At 73.9% G+C, this 18,463-nt stretch carries 20 protein-coding genes; 6 read left to right on the top strand and 14 right to left on the bottom strand.

What is annotated here, in order from left to right; translation table 11 throughout:
* Positions 1 to 56 precede the first annotated feature (56 nt).
* The gene (locus tag AB0O19_RS09810; protein WP_363618921.1) at positions 57 to 866 is read left to right on the top strand and encodes an aminoglycoside phosphotransferase; all 810 of its coding nucleotides are present in this window, start codon (positions 57 to 59) and stop codon (positions 864 to 866) included.
* 119 nt (positions 867 to 985) lie between these two features.
* Positions 986 to 1,771: a VOC family protein gene (locus tag AB0O19_RS09805; RefSeq protein ID WP_363618920.1), complete on the top strand. Its 786-nt coding sequence runs from the start codon at positions 986 to 988 to the stop codon at positions 1,769 to 1,771.
* Positions 1,772 to 1,831: 60 nt separating this feature from the next.
* Here AB0O19_RS09805 and hisF read toward each other — a convergent pair whose 3' ends face one another.
* Genes hisF through hisD form a run of 8 tightly spaced genes read right to left on the bottom strand, consistent with a single transcriptional unit; the run spans position 1,832 to position 7,635 of the window.
* The gene (hisF, locus tag AB0O19_RS09800) at positions 1,832 to 2,602 is read right to left on the bottom strand and encodes an imidazole glycerol phosphate synthase subunit HisF (protein ID WP_363582824.1); all 771 of its coding nucleotides are present in this window, start codon (positions 2,600 to 2,602) and stop codon (positions 1,832 to 1,834) included.
* Positions 2,599 to 3,030 carry a RidA family protein gene (locus tag AB0O19_RS09795; RefSeq protein WP_363618919.1) on the bottom strand — a complete coding sequence of 144 codons (432 nt, stop codon included), beginning with the start codon at positions 3,028 to 3,030 and terminating at the stop codon, positions 2,599 to 2,601. Before AB0O19_RS09795 ends, hisF begins: the two co-directional genes overlap by 4 nt.
* On the bottom strand, positions 3,027 to 3,752 hold the full coding sequence (gene priA, locus AB0O19_RS09790; RefSeq protein WP_350885736.1) for a bifunctional 1-(5-phosphoribosyl)-5-((5-phosphoribosylamino)methylideneamino)imidazole-4-carboxamide isomerase/phosphoribosylanthranilate isomerase PriA: 726 nt from the start codon (positions 3,750 to 3,752) through the stop codon (positions 3,027 to 3,029). The genes AB0O19_RS09795 and priA overlap by 4 nt, the downstream gene beginning before the upstream one ends.
* Positions 3,753 to 3,771: 19 nt before the next feature.
* Positions 3,772 to 4,407 (bottom strand): imidazole glycerol phosphate synthase subunit HisH, encoded by a 636-nt coding sequence (hisH, locus tag AB0O19_RS09785; protein WP_063347181.1) that lies wholly within the window; start codon positions 4,405 to 4,407, stop codon positions 3,772 to 3,774.
* A 30-nt stretch (positions 4,408 to 4,437) separates the two neighbouring features.
* On the bottom strand, positions 4,438 to 4,590 hold the full coding sequence (locus AB0O19_RS09780) for a hypothetical protein (protein ID WP_350885740.1): 153 nt from the start codon (positions 4,588 to 4,590) through the stop codon (positions 4,438 to 4,440).
* Positions 4,587 to 5,180, bottom strand: coding sequence for an imidazoleglycerol-phosphate dehydratase HisB (gene hisB / locus AB0O19_RS09775; protein WP_063347182.1), 594 nt, complete (start codon positions 5,178 to 5,180; stop codon positions 4,587 to 4,589). The genes AB0O19_RS09780 and hisB overlap by 4 nt, the downstream gene beginning before the upstream one ends.
* A 5-nt stretch (positions 5,181 to 5,185) precedes the next feature.
* The gene (locus AB0O19_RS09770) at positions 5,186 to 6,286 is read right to left on the bottom strand and encodes a histidinol-phosphate transaminase (protein WP_363582829.1); all 1,101 of its coding nucleotides are present in this window, start codon (positions 6,284 to 6,286) and stop codon (positions 5,186 to 5,188) included.
* A gap of 41 nt (positions 6,287 to 6,327) precedes the next feature.
* The gene (gene hisD / locus AB0O19_RS09765; RefSeq protein ID WP_363618918.1) at positions 6,328 to 7,635 is read right to left on the bottom strand and encodes a histidinol dehydrogenase; all 1,308 of its coding nucleotides are present in this window, start codon (positions 7,633 to 7,635) and stop codon (positions 6,328 to 6,330) included.
* A gap of 91 nt (positions 7,636 to 7,726) precedes the next feature.
* On the opposite strand from hisD, the gene AB0O19_RS09760 reads away from it, so the two are divergent.
* From AB0O19_RS09760 to ybaK, 3 genes are all read left to right on the top strand, one after another.
* A complete protein-coding gene (locus tag AB0O19_RS09760) occupies positions 7,727 to 9,304 on the top strand; it encodes an oxidoreductase (RefSeq protein WP_363618917.1) in 1,578 nt (525 codons plus the stop codon).
* An 83-nt stretch (positions 9,305 to 9,387) separates the two neighbouring features.
* A complete protein-coding gene (locus AB0O19_RS09755; RefSeq protein ID WP_363618916.1) occupies positions 9,388 to 10,116 on the top strand; it encodes an LON peptidase substrate-binding domain-containing protein in 729 nt (242 codons plus the stop codon).
* Positions 10,117 to 10,193: 77 nt separating this feature from the next.
* Positions 10,194 to 10,688 carry a Cys-tRNA(Pro) deacylase gene (gene ybaK, locus AB0O19_RS09750; RefSeq protein WP_063347187.1) on the top strand — a complete coding sequence of 165 codons (495 nt, stop codon included), beginning with the start codon at positions 10,194 to 10,196 and terminating at the stop codon, positions 10,686 to 10,688.
* 64 nt (positions 10,689 to 10,752) lie between these two features.
* Here ybaK and AB0O19_RS09745 read toward each other — a convergent pair whose 3' ends face one another.
* The 6 genes from AB0O19_RS09745 to AB0O19_RS09720 all read right to left on the bottom strand — a co-directional run bounded on the left by AB0O19_RS09745 (position 10,753) and on the right by AB0O19_RS09720 (position 17,488).
* Positions 10,753 to 11,592, bottom strand: coding sequence for a hypothetical protein (locus AB0O19_RS09745; protein ID WP_363618915.1), 840 nt, complete (start codon positions 11,590 to 11,592; stop codon positions 10,753 to 10,755).
* Positions 11,593 to 11,724: 132 nt separating this feature from the next.
* A complete protein-coding gene (locus tag AB0O19_RS09740; RefSeq protein ID WP_363618914.1) occupies positions 11,725 to 12,540 on the bottom strand; it encodes an ABC transporter permease in 816 nt (271 codons plus the stop codon).
* Positions 12,537 to 13,535, bottom strand: a complete 999-nt coding sequence (locus tag AB0O19_RS09735) for an ABC transporter ATP-binding protein (RefSeq protein WP_363618913.1) — start codon at positions 13,533 to 13,535, stop codon at positions 12,537 to 12,539. Before AB0O19_RS09735 ends, AB0O19_RS09740 begins: the two co-directional genes overlap by 4 nt.
* Before the next feature lie 112 nt (positions 13,536 to 13,647).
* On the bottom strand, positions 13,648 to 15,153 hold the full coding sequence (locus tag AB0O19_RS09730) for an NYN domain-containing protein (protein WP_363618912.1): 1,506 nt from the start codon (positions 15,151 to 15,153) through the stop codon (positions 13,648 to 13,650).
* A gap of 296 nt (positions 15,154 to 15,449) precedes the next feature.
* Positions 15,450 to 16,496, bottom strand: a complete 1,047-nt coding sequence (locus tag AB0O19_RS09725) for an aspartate-semialdehyde dehydrogenase (RefSeq protein WP_363582845.1) — start codon at positions 16,494 to 16,496, stop codon at positions 15,450 to 15,452.
* Positions 16,497 to 16,597: 101 nt separating this feature from the next.
* Entirely contained in the window at positions 16,598 to 17,488 is an 891-nt protein-coding gene (locus tag AB0O19_RS09720) for a dihydrodipicolinate synthase family protein (protein WP_363582847.1), read from the bottom strand.
* A 72-nt stretch (positions 17,489 to 17,560) separates the two neighbouring features.
* On the opposite strand from AB0O19_RS09720, the gene AB0O19_RS09715 reads away from it, so the two are divergent.
* Entirely contained in the window at positions 17,561 to 18,448 is an 888-nt protein-coding gene (locus AB0O19_RS09715) for a LysR family transcriptional regulator (RefSeq protein WP_350885762.1), read from the top strand.
* Positions 18,449 to 18,463: the final 15 nt, after the last annotated feature.

The following is an 18,463-nucleotide window of genomic DNA, read 5'->3' as shown; positions in this document are numbered from 1 at the left end:
AGGCCGACGGCTGCGGTGCCGTCGGCCGCCGGGCTGGAGCTGGGAGCCTGTGGGCCGTGACCACCACTCGCCTTCACTGGACAGACCTGCCCGCCTCCGTACACCGGGCCGTCGCCGCCCGCCTCGGGACGCCGGTCCTTGCCGCGCAGACCGTCTCGGCCGGTTTCAACTCGGAGATCGCCGCCAAGCTCAGCACCGCCAGGGGCGCTGTCTTCGTCAAGGGGATGCAGCTGAGCCACCCACGCGTGTGGACACAGCGACGTGAGAGGGAGGTCAACCCCTACGTGGAAGGCCTCGCCCCCACCGTCCTCTGGCACCTGGACGTCGACGGCTGGAGCCTCGTCGCGTTCGAGCACGTCGAGGCCCGCCACGCCGACTACAGGGAGGCCGGGGACCTGGAGCTGGTGGTCGAGGCCCTCGGCCGACTCGGCCGCGTCCCGTGTCCGCCGATCGAGCTACGCCGGGCCGAGCAGCGATGGGCCGCCTACGTGGACGACCCCGAGGTGCTGTCCCGGTTCGGCGGCGGCTGCCTGCTGCACACGGACCTGAACAACGAGAACGTCCTGATCCGCGAAAGCCACGCACTTCTGGTCGACTGGGCGTGGGCCACCCGGGGAGCGCCCTGGATCGACCCGGCCCTGTGGGTGGTCTGGTTGATCGCTGCGGGCGGCCACGGCCCGGCTGCAGCGGAAGCGTGGGCCGCCAGGGTCCCGGCTTGGCAGACCGGCGACCCGACCGTGGTGGACGTCTTCGCACAGGCTCAGGCCCGGATGTGGGTCGAGATCGCCGGAGAAGAGCCGGACCCGTGGACTGCCAGGCTGAACCGGGCGGCTCAGCGGTGGGCCCGTTTCCGCGGGCACAGGTGAGGACTCCGGCTGCGGATGTCAGTGGGCGGGTGCAGACTCGCAGAGGGTCGGGGAGGGTGCGTGTGCGCGCCCGACGGGACCCGTCCTGGTCACGTCTTCCGTCGAAGGGGCACCACCTCATGCTCACCACCGACTTTCCGGCCGGCGCGCCCTGCTGGATCGATCTCGGCAGCCCGGACATCCCCGCCACGGCCGAGTTCTACGGCAAGGTCTTCGGCTGGACGTTCCGGTCCGGCGGCCCGGAGGCGGGCGGCTACGGCTTCTTCCAGTCGGACGGCAGGACGGTCGGCGCCGTCGGCCCGCTCGACGAGGGTGACGAGCCGACCTGGACGACGTACTTCCGTGCGGCCGATGTGAACGCCACCGCGCAGGCCGCCGAGCAGGCGGGCGGTTCGGTCCTGGTCCCGCCGATGGACGTCATGGGCGAGGGGTGGTTCGCCCAGTTCGCCGACCCGCAGGGGGCCAGGTTCGCGGTCTGGCAGCCGGGCACGACCACCGGCCTGGACGTGGTGTCGGAGGACGGCGCGCTGGTCTGGTCCGAGCTGCACACTTCGGACCAGAGCGCCGGGTTCGGCTTCTACCAGGCGCTGTTCGGCTGGCGGGTGGAGAAGTTCGAGCCGGCTCCGGGCATGGACTACCGGGTGATCTCGACCTCCGAGGGCGACCAACAGGCCACGGCCTTCGGCGGCATCGCCCCGACCATGTCCCCGCAGGAGCCCTCCGCCTGGACGCCGTACTTCGCCGCCGGCGACGTGGACGCGCTGATCGCGAAGGCGAAGGCGGCCGGCGGCACGGTGGTGATGGGGCCCGAGGACGTGCCGGACGTCGGCCGGATCGCCTGGATCGTGGACCCGCACGGCACGCCGTTCGCGCTGATCAAGGGCGAGCCCCGCGAACAGTCCTGAGCACGCGAGAGGGCCCGCTGCGCCGGTGCGCAGCGGGCCCTCTCGCGGCAGTAAGGACGGTCACCGCACCGGGTGCCCGGCCTCCCGCAGCGCGTCCTTGACCTGCCCGATCCGCAGGTCCCCGAAGTGGAAGACGCTCGCGGCGAGCACCGCGTCCGCACCCGCTTCGACGGCCGGCGCGAAGTCCGCGAGCTTGCCGGCGCCGCCGGAGGCGATGACGGGCACGGAGACGGCCTTGCGGACGGCCCGGATCATCTCCAGGTCGTACCCGTCCTTGGTGCCGTCGGCGTCCATCGAGTTGAGCAGGATCTCGCCGGCGCCGAGTTCGGCCGCGCGCCCGGCCCATTCGACGGCGTCGAGGCCGGTGCCCTTGCGCCCGCCGTGGGTGGTGACCTCGTAGCCGGACGCGGTCTCGGTGCCGGGAGGGCAGCGCCGGGCGTCCACGGACAGCACCAGGACCTGCCGCCCGAACCGCTGGGCGATCTCGCGGACCAGTTCCGGCCGGGCGATGGCGGCGGTGTTGACGCCGACCTTGTCGGCGCCGGCCCGCAGCAGCTTGTCGACGTCCTCGACCGCGCGGATGCCGCCGCCGACGGTGAGCGGGATGAAGACCTGTTCGGCGGTGCGGCGGACCACGTCGTAGGTGGTTTCCCGGTCGCCGGAGGAGGCGGTGATATCGAGGAAGGTCAACTCGTCGGCGCCCTCGGCATCGTAGAGCTTGGCCATCTCGACCGGGTCTCCGGCGTCGCGCAGGTTCTGGAAGTTGACGCCCTTGACCACCCGCCCGGCGTCGACGTCCAGGCAGGGGATGACACGTACGGCGAGGGTCACGGCTGGTTGCCTTCCAGGGTCTTTGCCAGCCCGGCACGATAGGCGTCGAGCTCGACCTCGACCATCATCCGGGAGTCGATCAGCCCGTCGACCACCACCATGGTGGCCACCGGGCGGGCGGCGTCGAAGAGTTGGTGGTGGGCGCGGCCCACCTCGTCGGCGTCGCGGGCGTGGGTGATGTACATCCGGGTGCGGACCACGTCGTCCGCCGTCAGACCGTACGCGGCGAGGGCGTTGAGCCCGACGCCGAACGCGGCGAGGGTCTGCCGGTAGGGGTCTCCCTCGTGCTCGATCCGGCCGTTCACCCAGGCGGTGGAGCCGGCCACGTGCACGTGGTCTCCCGCGGCGACCGCCCGCGAGTAGCCGAACTGGTCCTCCCAGGGGGAGAATCCGCCGACCCTGCCACGCACGATCCGACGTTCCGTCATCCTGAAACCGCCTCCAGGGCCTCTTCGAGGGTGAACTTCTGCTCGTAGAGTGCCTTGCCCACGATGGCGCCCTCGACACCCGCACCGACCAGGCCGGCGATGGCGCGCAGGTCGTCGAGCGAGGAGACGCCGCCGGAGGCGACGACGGGGCGGTCGGTGGCGGCGCAGACGTCGCGCAGCAGCTGCAGGTTGGGGCCGGTCAGGGTGCCGTCCCGGTTGACGTCGGTGACGACGTAGCGGGCGCAGCCCTCCTGGTTGAGCCGCTCCAGCACCTCGAAGAGCTGGCCGCCGTCGCGGGTCCAGCCGCGGCCGCGCAGGGTGGTGCCGACGACGTCCAGGCCGACGGCGATCTTGTCGCCGTGCTCGGCGATGGCCTTGGCGACCCACTCGGGGGCTTCCAGGGCGGCGGTGCCGAGGTTGACCCGGGTGCAGCCGGTGGCGAGCGCGTTGGCGAGCGACTCGTCGTCGCGGATGCCGCCGGACAGCTCGACCTTGATGTCGAGGCGGCCGGTGACCTCGCGCAGCAGCTCGTAGTTGGTGCCGGTGCCGAAGGCGGCGTCGAGGTCGACCAGGTGCAGCCACTCGGCGCCGGCGTTCTGCCAGGCGAGGGCGGCGGCGAGGGGTTCGCCGAAGGAGGTCTCGGTGCCGGACGCGCCCTTGACCAGGCGGACTGCCTGGCCGTCCCGGACGTCGACGGCGGGAAGCAGTTCGAGGCGGCTCATAGTCACAACTCTTCCAAGCTCAGAGGGTGTTGACCCAGTTGGTCAGGAGGGCGGCGCCGGCGTCGCCGGACTTCTCGGGGTGGAACTGGGTGGCCCAGAGCGGGCCGTTCTCGATGGCGGCGACGAAGGGCTGCCCGTGGGTGGCCCAGGTGACGAGCGGGGCGTGGATCCGTGCGCTGTGGGTCTCCAGCTCCCAGTGCCGCACGCCGTAGGAGTGCACGAAGTAGAAGCGGCTCTGCGGGTCGAGGCCGGCGAACATCCGGCTGCCCTCGGGCACGTCCACGGTGTTCCAGCCCATGTGCGGGATGACGGGGGCGTCCAGCGGCTCGACGACGCCGGGCCACTCGTCGCAGCCGGCCGTCTCCACGCCGTGCTCGACCCCCTTCTCGAAGAGGATCTGCATGCCGACGCAGATGCCCATGACGGGGCGGCCCCCGGCGAGCCGGCGGCCGATGATCCAGTCGCCCCGGACGGACTTCAGGCCGCGCATGCAGGCCTCGAAGGCGCCGACGCCGGGGACGAGCAGGCCGTCCGCGTTCATCGCGGTGTCGTAGTCGGAGGTGACGGTGACGTCCGCCCCGGTCCGTTCGAGCGCGCGCTGCGCGGAGCGGAGGTTGCCCGACCCGTAGTCGAGGACGACGACGTTCTTGCCCATGTTCAGGTGTCCAGTCTCTCTACTGCGGGTCTAGAGGCGCATGATGCCGGAGGCCAGGCACATGACCGAGCCGAACGCGAGCACCAGGATGACGCCCTTGGGCAGCTTCTGCTTCCAGAACGAGATCACGCCGCCGGCCAGGAAGAGGCCGACGAAGATGAGGGCGAGGGCCGCCTTGCTCACAGTGCACCCTTGGTCGAGGGGAGGATTCCGGCCGCGCGCGGGTCGCGCTCGGCGGCGTAGCGCAGGGCTCGGGCCAGCGCCTTGAACTGGCATTCCACGATGTGGTGGGCGTTGCGCCCGTACGGCACGTGGACGTGCAGGGCGACCTGCGCCTGGGCCACGAAGGACTCCAGGATGTGCCGGGTCATCGTGGTGTCGTACGAGCCGATCATCGGCGCCATGTGCTCGGGCTCGGTGTGCACCAGGTACGGCCGGCCGGAGAGGTCCACGGTGACCTGGGCGAGCGACTCGTCCAGCGGCACCGTGCAGTTGCCGAAGCGGTAGATGCCGACCTTGTCGCCGAGCGCCTGCTTGAAGGCGGCGCCGAGCGCGAGGGCGGTGTCCTCGATGGTGTGGTGGGTGTCGATGTGCAGGTCGCCGTCGGTCTTGACGGTGAGGTCGAAGAGACCGTGGCGGCCGAGCTGGTCGAGCATGTGGTCGTAGAACCCGACGCCCGTGGAGATGTCGGTCTTCCCGGTGCCGTCGAGGTCGATCTCGACCAGGACCGCGGTCTCCTTGGTGGTGCGTTCGACGCGTCCGATGCGGGACATACGGGTTACAGCTCCTTGATCACTGTGCGGACGGCGTCCAGGAAGGCGTCGTTCTCTGCGGGCGTGCCGGCGGTGACGCGCAGCCACCCGGGGACGCCGTTGTCACGGACCAGGACGCCCTGGTCGAGGATGGCCTGCCAGACGGCGTGGGTGTCGGCGAAGCGGCCGAACTGGACGAAGTTGGCGTCCGAGTCGGTGACCTCCAGGCCGAGCCCGCGCAGCGCGTCGACCAGCCGGTCGCGCTCCTCCTTGAGCCGGCCGACGTACCCGAGCAGGGTGTCGGTGTGCTCCAGGCAGGCCAGCGCGGTGGCCTGGGTGACGGACGACAGGTGGTACGGCAGGCGGACCAGCTGCACCGCGTCCACCACGGCCGGGTCGGCGGCCAGGTAGCCCAGGCGCAGCCCGGCCGCGCCGAAGGCCTTGGACATGGTGCGGGAGACCACCAGGTTGGGGCGGCCCTCGATGAGCGGCAGCAGCGAGGCCCGGTGCGAGAACTCGACGTAGGCCTCGTCGACGACGACCAGGCTGGGCCCGGCGGCCTGCGCGGCCTCGTACAGCCGCAGCACGGTGTCGGCGGCGACGGCGGTGCCGGTCGGGTTGTTCGGCGAGCAGATGAAGACCACGTTCGGCCGGTGCTCGGCGATCGCGCCGAGGGCGGCGTCCAGGTCGATGGTGAAGTCGTCGTTGCGCGGGCCGGAGATCCACTCGGTGCCGGTGCCCCGGGAGATCAGCGCGTGCATCGAGTAGGAGGGCTCGAAGCCGAGCGCGCTGCGACCGGGGCCGCCGAAGGTCTGCAGCAGCTGCTGGAGCACCTCGTTGGAGCCGTTGGCGGCCCAGACCTGCTGCCGGGTGACGGCGAAGCCGGTGGTCCGGCCGAGGTACGCGGCGAGGCCTTCGCGCAGTTCGACGGCGTCCCGGTCGGGGTAGCGGTTGAGGTTGCGGGCGGCCTCGGCGACGCGCTCGGCGATCCGGGCGACCAGCTCCTCGGGGAGCGGGTACGGGTTCTCGTTGGTGTTCAGCTGGACGGGCACGTCCAGCTGCGGCGCGCCGTACGGGGACTGGCCGCGCAGCTCGTCGCGGATGGGGAGGTCGTCGATCCGAGTCACCCGCGTCGCACCCACCTCAGAAGTAACAGGAGTCACAGGAGTCACGATCCCGGCACCGTCCAGTCGAAGCGCGCCTTGATCGCGTCGCCGTGCCCGGGCAGGTCCTCCGCGTTGGCGAGGTTGACCACGTGCGCGGCGACGTCCGCGAGCGCGTCCCGGTCGTACTCGACGACCTGGACGCCGCGCAGGAAGGTCTGCACGGACAGGCCGGAGGAGTGGCAGGCGCAGCCGCCGGTGGGCAGCACGTGGTTGGAGCCGGCCGCGTAGTCGCCCAGCGAGACCGGCGTCCAGCGGCCGATGAAGACGGCGCCCGCGTTGACGACCTTGGCGGCCGCCGCGTGCGGGTCCCGGGTCTGGATCTCCAGGTGCTCGGCCGCGTAGGCGTTGACCACGGCGAGGCCCTGCTCCAGGTCGTCGACCAGGATGATCCCGGACTGCCGGCCGCCCAGTGCCTCGGCGACCCGCTCGCTGTGCTTGGTCCTGGCGACCTGGACGGCGAGTTCCGCCTCGACCGCGTCGGCCAGCGCCGGCGAGTCGGTGACGAGCACCGAGCCGGAGGTCGGTCCGTGCTCGGCCTGGCTGATCAGGTCGGCGGCCACGTCGGACGGCAGCGCGCTGTCGTCGGCGAGGACGGCGATCTCGGTCGGGCCTGCCTCCGAGTCGATGCCGATCCGGCCGGCGAACAGGCGCTTGGCGGCGGCCACGTAGATGTTGCCGGGGCCGGTGACCATGTTGACCGGCGCACACTCCTCGGTGCCCAGCGCGAACATCGCCACGGCCTGGGCGCCGCCGACGGAGTACACCTCGTCCACGTCGAGCAGCGCGCAGGCCGCCAGGATGGTCGGGTGGACGCGGCCGTCGAACTCCTTCTGCGGCGGGGACGTCACCGCGATGCCCTGGACGCCCGCCTCCTGGGCCGGCACCACGTTCATCACCACGGAGGACGGGTAGACCGCCAGCCCGCCCGGCACGTAGAGGCCGACGCGCTCCACGGGCACCCAGCGCTGGGTGACGGTGCCGCCCGGCACCACCCGGGTGGTGTGCTCGGTGCGGCGCTGGTCGGCGTGCACGGCGCGGGCCCGGCGGATCGACTCCTCCAGCGCGGCCCGCACCTTCGGGTCCAGCGTCTCCAGGGCCTCGGCCAGCTGCTCGGCCGGGACGCGGGTCGACTCCAGCCGGACGCCGTCGAAGCGCTCGGTGATCTCGATCACGGCCGCGACCCCGCGATGGCGTACGTCCTCGGCGATCGGCCGCACCTTCTCCAGGGCGGCCGCCACGTCGAACTCGGCACGGGGCAGCAGGTCACGCGGGTCGTCCAGCGAGCCGCGGAGGTCGATTCGAGAGATCACGCCACCCAGTGTAAGGAGTGGCCGGAACCCCTGGCCCCGCATTTCAGTCCGTGATACGAAAGGCGAGACGACCGGGGGGACGGGGAAAACCATGCTGGAGCACGCCCCGGAGGGCTGGACCGACACGGAGCGTGAGCTCTGGGAGGCCTTCCGTCGCGGCAACGTCTTCGACCGGCGGAGTGGCGACGCCGCCACCGACGACCCCTTCGGGGACGCCGTCTGGGGCCCCGGGCGGACCGTCCGGGCCAGGGTCCTCGCCCATCTGCTGCTGGCCGGCCCGGCCGCCGCCACCGGGCGGGTCGCCTCGCTGCGGCTCAACGGCGTGCTGGTCACCGGCGCGCTCAACCTGGCCGGCGGCGCCATCGGCCACTACGTCGAACTCCGCGAGTGCCGTTTCGAGCGCAAGATCCTCATCTCGGAGGCCTCGGCCTCGACGCTGCGCTTCGTCACCTGCCTGATCCCCCGCCTGGAGGCCTCCCGGCTCACCACCACCGGCGACCTCCACCTGGCCCGCTGCCGGATACCCGAGGGCGTACGGCTCACCGACGCCAAGGTCGGCACCGACCTGCTGCTCAACCAGACCGTCCTGGGCGGCGACCGCTACGGCCGCGCGCTGTCCGCCGACGGCCTGGCCGTCCACCAGGACTTCGAGGCCGAACGCGTGGACGTGGAGGGCGAGTTGAGCCTGCGCACGGCCCGGATAGGCGGGCGGCTGTCGCTGCGCGGCGCCCAGCTGCGCGCCGTCCCGCAGAACCGCACCTGCCTCAACGCCGTCCGGCTCACCGTCGGCCACACCCTCTACCTGACCAGCTCCGCCGACGGCGGCTGGTTCGGCTCCCGCAGCTACTACGGCTCCGGCTACGGCCAGAACCCGCCGCCCGGCGCCCCCAGCACCCCGTTCCGCGCCTACGGCCGGGTCCGGCTCTCCGACGCCCGCTTCGAGAGCGCCTGCCTGATCTCCGGCGAGTTCCACCTGGAGGGTGACGAGGAGCTCTCGCTGCGCCGCATCCACACCCCCGAGCTGCGGTTCACCTGCCGGATCCGCCCCACCGGCACCGTCTCGCTCTCCCGCGCCCGGGTCGGCAACCTCGTCGACACCCCGGACGCCTGGCCGCGCGGGCGCCACCTGGGCCTGACCGGCTTCGTCTACGAGGTGCTGCGCCCGGTCGGCCCCTTCAGCGTCCAGCAGCGGATCGCCTGGCTGGAGGGCTCCTCGGTGGACTTCCAGCCCGAGTCCTACGAGCAGCTCGCCGCCGCCCTGCGCCGCGACGGCGCCGACGACGACGCCCGCGAGGTGCTGTACGCCAAGCAGCGCCGCCGCCACCGGACCCTCCCGCTGCCCGCCCGGATCTGGGGCCGGGTCCAGGACGCCACCGTCGGCTACGGCTACCGCCCCGGCCGGGCCGGCCTGTGGCTGCTGCTCGCCTGGGCGCTGGGCAGCATCTGGTTCGCCACCCACCCGCTGGAGCCGCTGAAGGCCGACGAGCACCCGCACTGGAACCCGGTGCTGTACACGCTCAGCCAGCTGGTCCCGGTCGTCGAGCTCGGCCAGCAGGGCTGGAACCCCGGGGGCCTCAGCCAGTACGTCACCGCCGGGCTGGTGATCGTCGGCTGGCTGCTCGCCACCACCGTCGTGGCCGGCGCCACCCGGATGCTGCAACGGGGCTGACCGCCCCGGCGGGCCGCCCTCGGGCCCGTCCTCGGGTACAACCCCGACGCGCCGCGACCGCGCGGGGAACTACGCTGTCCGCCGTGACAGAACGGCTGCCGCTCTTCCCGCTGAACAACGTGCTCTACCCGGGCCTCGTGCTGCCCCTGAACGTCTTCGAGGAGCGCTACCGCCGTCTCGTCGCCGACCTGCTCCAACTACCGGCCGACACGCCGCGCCGCTTCGGCGTGCTCGCCATCAAGGACGGCCGCGAGGTCGCCCCGGTCCGCCCCGAGGAGGGCCCGGCCGGGCCGCTCGACGGCCTCGGCACCGCCACCGGGGACCCGCTGGAGGCGATGTTCCACATCGGCTGCGTCGCCGACGTCGCCTCCGTCCAGGAGCAGCCCGACGGCCGCTACGAGCTGCTGGTCACCGGCACCACGCGGTTCCGGCTCCGCTCGGCGGACGTCTCCGGCCCGTACCTGACCGGCGAGGCCGAACTCGTCGAGGAACAGCCCGGCGAGGGCTCCGGCGCCCTCGCCGCCGAGGTCGAGCGGGCCTTCCGGGTCTACCAGAAGCGCCTCGCCGGGGCCCGCGAGGCCAGCACCGTCGGGCGCCAGGAGCTCCCGGACGACCCGCAGGTGCTCTCCTACCTGGTCGCCGCCGCCTCGGTGTTCGAGACCCCGGTCAAGCAGCAGCTGCTGGCCTGCCCCGACACCGCCCAGCGGCTGCGCACCGAACTCGACCTGCTGCGCCGCGAGAGCTCCGTGCTCAGCTGGCTGCCGTCGCTGCCCGCCGTCGACCTCACCCGCCAGTCGTTCAGCCCCAACTGATCCGGAAAACCCGCACGTAGTCCGGGACACCCGCACGTAAGTCCGGGGGAACCCGCACGGCGAAGAAGGAGCCCCACATGGCGAAGAAGCCGAAGAAGGGCGGGCAGGGCACCCCCGCTACCGTCGCCCTGGAGACCGCCGCCGTCCCGTTCACCGTGCACGCCTACGAGCACGACCCGGCCGCCGCCTCCTACGGCGGCGAGGCCGCCGAGGTCCTGGGCGTCGCCGCCGAGCGGGTCTTCAAGACCCTGGTCGCCGACGTGGACGGCGTGCTCACCGTCGGCGTGGTCCCGGTCGCCGGGCAGCTCGACCTCAAGGCCCTCGCCGCCGCCGTCGGCGGCAAGCGCGCCGCCATGGCCGACCCGGCCGCCGCCGAGCGCAGCAGCGGCTACGTCCTCGGCGGCATCTCCCCGCTCGGCCAGCGCCGCCCGCTGCGGACCGTGGTCGACGCCAGCGCGCTCACCCACCCCACCGTCTACGTCTCCGGCGGGCGCCGCGGCCTGGAGGTCGAACTCGCCCCGGCCGACCTGGTCACCCTGACCGGTGCCCGCACCGCACCGATCGCCCGCTGACCCCGGCTGACCCCCGCCGCCCCGGCCGACGGGCCCACCCGCGGGTGGGCCCGGGCCCACGCGGTCAGCCCTGCCCGCGCTCCCCCGGCCGCGCGGCGTCCTCCGGCCGAGCGCCGTCGTTCGGCCGCGCAGCGCCGTCCGGCCGAGCGCCGTCGTCCGCCCGCACGGCGTCCTGCGGCCGCGCAGCGCCGTCCGCAGGGGCCTGCGGCACGGCCGCCCCGTACGGCCCGGCCCAGTACGGCGGCGGGTCCTCCTCGCGCTTGCCGAACGCCGCCGACAGCGCCAGCAGCACCACCATCGCCGCCATCGGCCACACCAGCAGCGCCCCCAGCGCACCGAGGTCGATGCTCGCGTCGAAGTGCCCGCCGTTGCCGACCCGCCGGGCTTCGGCGATCAGGTCGTTGCTGGGGCCGAGCCACCGCCCGAGCCGCCAGGCACCGACCGAGCCGAGCAGTCCGCCGACCACCAGTCCGAGCGCGACCGCGATGCCGCCGCCGCGCTGCCGGGTGGCCAGGAAGGCCCCGAGCGCGGTCAGCAGGCCGGCGCCGAGCGCGATCAGGGCGAAGACCGCGTCGGCCCCCGCCCGCTGCTCGCCCTCGGGGTCGGCGTAGAGGATGCGGTCGCCGTCGACGACCAGCGGCACCTTGGGCGCGAGCCAGACCCACAGTCCCGCCATCACCAGTCCGACCGCAATGCAGGCCAGTACCGTGCCCGCGCCGAGCCGCAGCTCGGGCAGCAGCCGCTCCTTGAGCGTGGGGCCCGGCGACTGCGCGACCGCCAGGCCGTCCGGCGGCGGGGTCCCGGCGTCGGGGGCGGGCGGCGGCGCGTACGGATCGGGGGTGATGTCCGGCACCGCGTCCGCGGCGGCGCGGGTGGGGTCCGGAGGCGTGTTCGGTACGGTCACGGACCCCATCGTTTCACGATCGCGGCCGGGACGAGCCGTCGCCCGTACCTGGCGGAACCTGAACCCCGCACCTCGCGGAGCCCGAGCCCCGCACCTCGCGGAGCCGGACCCCGGGACACGCCGGGACACCCCCTACCGGGAGACGGCCCGCCGGTAGGCCCAGGTGGCGATCGCCAGCGACACCACGCCGACGCCCGCGCAGACGGCGAGGTCGCCCGCGATCAGCGCCCAGTCCGGGTCGGGTTCGAAGGTCCGGGCGAAGGCCTCGACGCCGTACGTGGAGGGCAGCAGGTCGCGCAGCCACAGGGCGGGCTGCGGGAGGTGGTCGACGGGCAGCACGCCGAGCAGCAGGGCCGCCGACATGCCGAGCTGCCCGAGCATGGTGGCGATCTCCTGGCGGGGCGCGAGCAGCCCGCAGGCGGCCCCGAGCCCGGACAGGGCGGCTCCGGCGAGCGGGACGACGGCCAGCAGCACCCACAGCTGCCCGAGCGGCAGCCCGAACATCACGGCGCCGAAGGCCGCGGTGAGGACCGTCCCGGGCAGCGTGAACGAGGCGTAGGCGCCGGCCGCGCCGAGCACCACGGAGGCGGCGGGTACGGGCAGCGTCGCGTAGTGGTCGAGTCCGCCGGTGGCCCGCAGCTTCCCGAAGTACTGGGCGAGCAGGTTGAGGGCGACGAACGCCACCACCAGCACGCTGGACCCGGCGACCACGGACCGCGCGGCCGAGGTCTGCCCGGCGTCCACCACGCCCCGCATCATCACGAGGATGCCGACGGACTGGAAGGTGGCGACGAACAGCAGCGGGATCCGCGCCACCCGGGCCCGGGCGAGCTGGGCCCGGTAGACGGCGGCGAGGGCGGGCAGCAGCCGGGCCGCGGGGGCGAGCGGGGCGGGGGTGCCGCCGGTCGCGGGGGCGGCGGCCTGCGGCGGCACCGAGAGCAGCGTCACTTGGCCAGTCCTCCGTGGCGGCCCCCGAGCTTGAGGTAGGCGTCCTCAAGGCTCGGGGTGGCGAGGGTGAAGTCGTCGAGGGCGGCGAAGGCCGGGCCGGTGGTGACGGCGGCGACCAGTTCGCGGGCCTGTTCGGGGGTGGTGCGGACGGTCCAGCGGCGGCCGGTGCGTTCGGCCCGTTCGGCGAGTTCGGCGACGGCGGGGACGGCGAGCGGCGCCTCGTCCCGCCAGACCAGGTCGAGCCGGACGTCGCCGTCGACGAGTGCCTTGAGTCCGCCGGGGGTGTCGCAGGCGATGACCCGCCCGTCGTCGATGACGGCGACCCGGTCGAGGACGGTCTCGGCCTCGATGACGTTGTGGGTGACCAGCAGGACGGTGGCGCCGCGTTCGGTGCGGCGCCGGTCGACGGCGGTCCAGACGGCCCGCCGGGCGACGGGGTCCATGCCGGTGGTGGGTTCGTCGAGGACGAGCAGCGGCCGTTCCCCGACGAGGGCGGCGGCGACGCAGGCGAGCCGGCGCTGACCGCCGGAGAGCTTGGCGAGCGGCCGCTGGGCGAGGGGTTCGAGCCCGAGTTCGGTGAGGACGTAGGCGGCTTCGGCGCGGGCCCGGGCCCGGGTGAGGCCGCGCAGCCGTCCGGTGGTCTCGGCGGCGAGCGCGACGGTCAGCTCGTCGAGGGCGCTGGATTCCTGGCCGAGGTAGCCGAGCAGCCGGGCGGCCCGCTCGGGGTGGCGGACGATGTCGTGGCCGAGGAGTTCGACGGATCCGGAGTCCGGCCGCAGCAGGCCGGTGAGCTGGCGGACGAGGGTGGACTTGCCGGCCCCGTTGGGTCCGAGCAGTCCGAAGATCTCGCCCTGGCGGACGGTGAGGCTGATTCCGTCGTTGGCCCGGATCTCGGTGGCGCCGGCTCCGCGCCCGGTGCGATAGGTCCTCACGAGGTCGCGCACGGCGACGCACGGCGGGGTGTTCTGGGGTGCTCGCCCTGCCGACTCGTTCACGACCGAAGACTTTACGCGTTCGCACGGGCGAACCGGACAAGGGGGCCTGATCACCGAAAACCGGCGCGCGGCCCGCCGGGTCCCACCGGGTCCGACCCGGGCCGTGCGCCCGTCAGTCGTCCACGACCACCATCGATCCGCCGGGCACCCGCACCGCCAGTTCCTTCCAGAATCCGGCCCGGATGGCGTAGCGGTCGTGTTCGTCGATCTGGTCGTCCTTGTGCGCGAGCAGTCCGAAGCGGGCGGCGTAGCGGAGGAGTTCGCCGTCGACCCGGTGCGGGATGCGGGGGTAGTCGGGCCAGAGCACGGTGAGCCGTTCGACGTCGCCCAGCCGTTCGCTCCAGCGGCGGGCGAAGACCTGGCCGACTTCGTGGGCGTCGCCGCCGATGGAGGTGATGTCCTCCTCGCGGTCGGCCCAGCGCTGTTCGGCGGTGGTGAGGTGGGCGAGGGTGGGGAGGCTGTCGCCGGCGGTGACGGCGGGTTCGGGGGCGGGGCGGTCGACCCAGCCGCGGTCGGAGGACCAGCGCAGGACGGGGCCGGCCTGTCCGGCGGCGCCCGTCGAGCCGACGGCCTGTCCGTTGGTGCCGTGCCCGTTCGCCTGCCCGTTCAGGAGCCCGTTGGCGCCCTGTCCGTTGGTGCCCTGTCCGTTGGTGCCCTGTCCGTTGGTGCCGTGCCCGTTGGCGCCGTGCCCGTTGACGAGCCCGGTGCCGCCGTGGCCGTTCGCGAGTCCGGTGCCGCCGTGCCCGTTGACGGCCGAGGCGACGGCGGGGGTGCGCCCGGCGAGGTCCTTGGGGGTGGGGACGACCTTGAGCGCGGCGGCCGGCTGGGGCCGCCCCGCCGCTGGAACCGCCCCTGGAACGGCCCCTGGGGCGGCGCCCGGGACGGCCCCGACGGCGGAGGCCCCGACGGCAGCGGGCACGGCGGCCGGGGCGACGGCGGCCGGCTGGACGACCGGGGGCGCCACGACCGGCGCCGCGGCGGGTGCCGCCACGGGCGGGCCGACGGGCGGGGCGGCGAGGATCTTGGCGATCTCCTGGCGGGCGCCGGGCGCGGGGAAGACGCTGGCGTTCTCCCGGAGGCTGAAGGAGCCCTCGATCCACTCGCGGTCGAGCACTCTTCGCTCGTCGGCCTCGCCGACCAGGTCCTCGGACTGGTTGAAGTCGCCGTCGGCGGCCTGGAGCGCCCACAGGTGGACGGCCACGCCGTGTTCCTTGGCGGTCATCATGCCGGGCAGCAGGTCGCCGTCGCCGGTGATCAGGACGACGTCGGCGCAGGCCCGGTTGCGGGCGAGTTCGGAGAGTTCGGCGTGCATGGCGGCGTCGACGCCCTTCTGCACCCAGCGCCCTTCGGCGCGGGTGAGGGCGCCGAGCCGCACGGTGACGCGGGGCAGGACGCGCAGCCGACGGTGTTCGGGCATCGGGCGCCGGTCGGGGGCGGCGTCGAACCAGTAGATGCGCAGCAGCGGCAGTCCGGTCTCGGCCTCGGCGCGTTCGCGCAGCGCGGTGATCAGCGCGGTGTGGTCGACGGTGACTCTGGAACGGGACGGGTCACCGGCGAGCAGGCTGGCGGCGGCGCCCAGCAGGTATCCGGCATCCACCAGGACGACACAGCGGTCCATCGCGCACCTCTTTCCACTCGCCCTCGTGTGGGGGTCGGGCCGGGTGGGCGCGGATCCGCCCGTCGTCCGGGCGTGGTGGGGTGAGGGGCCCCCGTGGCCGCCCGATCGTTGGGTCACCTTTTCCCCCTGGTTCGCGCGCCGAACCTCGACGGATGTCGCGGTACCGCAACGGCAAGCCCAACGGAACGCAAAGGCGGGCCCCGTTCAACGACGGGGCCCGCCCTTGGTCACGCCGGGGAGTGCGAGCGGGCGCTCGCCGCGGGGTGCGAGCGCCCGCGGCCCGGCGGGGCCGGGTGTCAGCCCTTGAGCTCGGCGGCGACCAGCTCGGCCAGCTGGACGGCGTTGAGCGCGGCGCCCTTGCGCAGGTTGTCGTTGGACACGAACAGCGACAGTCCGTGCTCGACGGTCTCGTCGGCCCGGATGCGGCCGACGTAGCTCGGGTCCCGGCCGGCGGCCTGGAGCGGGGTGGGGATGTCGGACAGCTCGACGCCGGGGGCGGCGGCGAGCAGTTCGGCGGCGCGCTCGGGGCTGATCGGGCGCTCGAAGCGGGCGTTGATCTGGAGCGAGTGGCCGGAGAAGACCGGGACGCGCACGCAGGTGCCGGCGACCTTGAGGTCCGGGATGCCGAGGATCTTGCGGCTCTCGTGGCGGAGCTTCTGCTCCTCGTCGGTCTCGTTGGAGCCGTCCTCGACGATGGAGCCGGCCAGCGGCACCACGTTGAAGGCGATCGGGCGCTGGTAGACCTTGGGCTCGGGGAACTCGACGGCGGAGCCGTCGTGGGCGAGCGCGGCGGCGCCGTCGACGACCTTGGCGGCCTGGTCCTGGAGTTCGGCCACGCCGGCCACGCCGCTGCCGGAGACGGCCTGGTAGGTGGAGACGACGAGCGCGGCGAGGCCGGCCTCCTCGTGCAGCGGGCGCAGCACGGGCATGGCGGCCATGGTGGTGCAGTTCGGGTTGGCGATGATGCCCTTGGGCCGGTCGGCGATGGCGCCGGGGTTGACCTCGGAGACGACCAGCGGGACGTCGGGGTCGCGGCGCCAGGCGGAGGAGTTGTCGATGACGACGGCGCCGGCCGCGGCGGCCTTGGGGGCGAGGGCCTTGGAGGTGGAGCCGCCGGCCGAGAAGATCACGATGTCCAGGCCCGTGTAGTCGGCCGTGGCCGCGTCCTCGACGGTGACCTCGGTGCCCTGCCACGGCAGGGTGCGTCCGGCCGAGCGGGCCGAGGCGAACAGCCGCAGCTGCTCGACCGGGCCCAGTCCGCCTTCACGACCAGCGCGCTCCGCCAGGATCTCGCGGACCACTCCGCCGACCTGGCCGGTGGCCCCGACAATGCCGATCTTCATTCCGACTACTCCTCTGGATGGTGCTGTCTACAGCCGCACTCTGCCCATCATGCCTTGTCACGCGGGTGCGGCGGCCTGGTGTTCCACGGTGTGAGAGAGCGCTAGTGGTCCAGACCACTCACCAGCTTCAGCGCGGCCTCGACCTCCGCCTCCCCGGCCGGCAGCAGCGGCAGCCGGACGTCCGGGGTGGGGATCCGGCCCTGGGCGTGCAGCACGCCCTTGATCACCGTCGGGTTCGGCGCGGCGAAGGCGGCCAGCGCCAGCCCGGTGAGCCGGTGCCCGAGCGCCCGGGCCCGGGCGGCGTCCCCGGCCTGCCAGGCCCGTGTCAGCTCGACGAACCGGGCGGTGGCCAGATGGGCGGAGGCGAGGATGCCGCCGGCCGCGCCGAGCGCCAGCAGCGGCGACAGGAAGGCGTCCTCCCCGGTCAGCACCGCGAAGTCGGCGGGGGCGGCGGCGAGCAGTTCCACCGCCGTCTGGTCCACTCCCCCGGTCGCGTACTTGACGCCCGCCACGCCGTCCAGCGCGGCGAGTTCGAGCAGCGCGGCGGCGGACAGCTGCTGCCCGGTGCGGTACGGGATGTGGTAGACGACCAGCGGCAGCGGGCTGCTCCCGGCGAGCGCCCGGAAGTGCGCGACCGTCCCGGCCTCGCCCGGCCGCAGGAACGCCGGGACGGTGACCAGCGCGGCCGCGGCCTGCGGCACCCGCTTGCCGAGCGCGGCCAGCGACTCGGCGGTGGAGCGGGTGTCGCCGCCGTGCGCGCCGACGGTCAGGAGGGCCCCGCGGGCGGCGCAGGCGGCCGCGGCGGTCTCGACCACGGCCCAGCGCTCGTCCTCGCTCAGCGCGGCGGGCTCGCCGGTGGTCCCGAGGGCGACCAGCCCGGCCGCGCCGGCCTCCAGCAGTTCGGCGGCGAGCACGGCGAGGGCGTCCAGCGCGACCGTGCCGTCCGCGGCGAAGGGCGTGATCAGGGGGACGTGGATGCCGGTGAGTTCCATGGCCACGATCCTGCGGCCCGCCGATCACCCAGGTCCAGTTCACATTCGTGATGCTTCTCGTAAGCTGAGCCGATGCTCGACGTCCGACGCCTGCGCCTGCTGCGCGAACTCGCCCACCTCGGCACCATCGCCGCCGTCGCCGAAGCGCTCTCCTTCAGCCCTTCGGCGGTGTCCCAGCAGCTGTCCGTCCTGGAGAAGGAGGCGGGCGTCCCGCTGCTGGAGCGCACCGGGCGGCGGGTCGCGCTCACTCCGGCCGGGCGCAACCTCGTCCGGCACGCCGAGGCGGTGCTCGCCCTGCTGGAGCAGGCGGGCGCCGAACTCGCCCACGCCCGGCGAGGCTTGGCCGGCCCGCTGCGGATCGGCACCTATCCGTCGGCGGCCCGCGCGATCATCCCGGCGGTGCTGGGCGAGCTGGCCGCCTGGCATCCGGGCCTGGAGCCGATGGTGACCGAGGTGGATCCGGCGGGCGTCGCGGCGGCACTGCGCGCGGGCGAGCTGGACGTCGCGCTGGTCCACGAGTACGACCTGGTCCCGGCCGATCCGGAGCCGGGCCTGGCGGTGACCCGTCCGGTGTTCACCGAGCCGATGTACCTGGCGGCCCGCGCCCCGGGCACCGTCGCCGAGCAGCGCGGCGCGCCGTGGATCATGGCCCCGCCGGGCACGCTCTGCCACAGCATGGCCGTCCGGGCCTGCGAGTCCGCCGGGTTCGCACCCCGGATCCGGCACCAGATCGACGACTTCGCGACCGTCCTGGCCCTGGTGGCGGCCGGCCAGGGCGTGGCCCTGGTCCCGCAGCTGGGCGCCGCGCAGCCCCCGCCCGGCGTGGTCCTCACCCGGCTGCCGATGTACCGCCGCACCCGGGCCGCCTTCCGCGCGGGCGCCGGCTCGCACCCGGCCATCTCGGCCTTCGTCTCCGCCCTGCACACGGCCGTCCCCCCGGGCCTGGGCGGGCACGGCTGATCCCCCGGGGGCGCA

Source organism: Kitasatospora sp. NPDC091276 (assembly GCF_040684355.1).
Lineage (GTDB): Bacteria > Actinomycetota > Actinomycetes > Streptomycetales > Streptomycetaceae > Kitasatospora.
Note: the sequence above shows the minus strand (reverse complement) of the source record. Positions and strands in the feature narration are given on the sequence as shown.

Excerpts from the sequence above, each read along its gene's own strand:
- hisH (WP_063347181.1), bottom strand. The coding sequence starts at position 4,407 with ATGGGCAAGAACGTCGTCGTCCTCGACTACGGGTCGGGCAACCTCCGC.
- ybaK (WP_063347187.1), top strand. The coding sequence starts at position 10,194 with ATGGCGAAGAAGCCGAAGAAGGGCGGGCAGGGCACCCCCGCTACCGTC.
- hisB (WP_063347182.1), bottom strand. The coding sequence starts at position 5,180 with ATGTCCCGCATCGGACGCGTCGAACGCACCACCAAGGAGACCGCGGTC.
- AB0O19_RS09725 (WP_363582845.1), bottom strand. The coding sequence starts at position 16,496 with ATGAAGATCGGCATTGTCGGGGCCACCGGCCAGGTCGGCGGAGTGGTC.
- AB0O19_RS09805 (WP_363618920.1), top strand. The coding sequence starts at position 986 with ATGCTCACCACCGACTTTCCGGCCGGCGCGCCCTGCTGGATCGATCTC.
- priA (WP_350885736.1), bottom strand. The coding sequence starts at position 3,752 with ATGAGCCGCCTCGAACTGCTTCCCGCCGTCGACGTCCGGGACGGCCAG.
- AB0O19_RS09715 (WP_350885762.1), top strand. The coding sequence starts at position 17,561 with ATGCTCGACGTCCGACGCCTGCGCCTGCTGCGCGAACTCGCCCACCTC.
- AB0O19_RS09760 (WP_363618917.1), top strand. The coding sequence starts at position 7,727 with ATGCTGGAGCACGCCCCGGAGGGCTGGACCGACACGGAGCGTGAGCTC.
- AB0O19_RS09730 (WP_363618912.1), bottom strand. The coding sequence starts at position 15,153 with ATGGACCGCTGTGTCGTCCTGGTGGATGCCGGATACCTGCTGGGCGCC.
- AB0O19_RS09795 (WP_363618919.1), bottom strand. The coding sequence starts at position 3,030 with ATGACGGAACGTCGGATCGTGCGTGGCAGGGTCGGCGGATTCTCCCCC.
- AB0O19_RS09720 (WP_363582847.1), bottom strand. The coding sequence starts at position 17,488 with ATGGAACTCACCGGCATCCACGTCCCCCTGATCACGCCCTTCGCCGCG.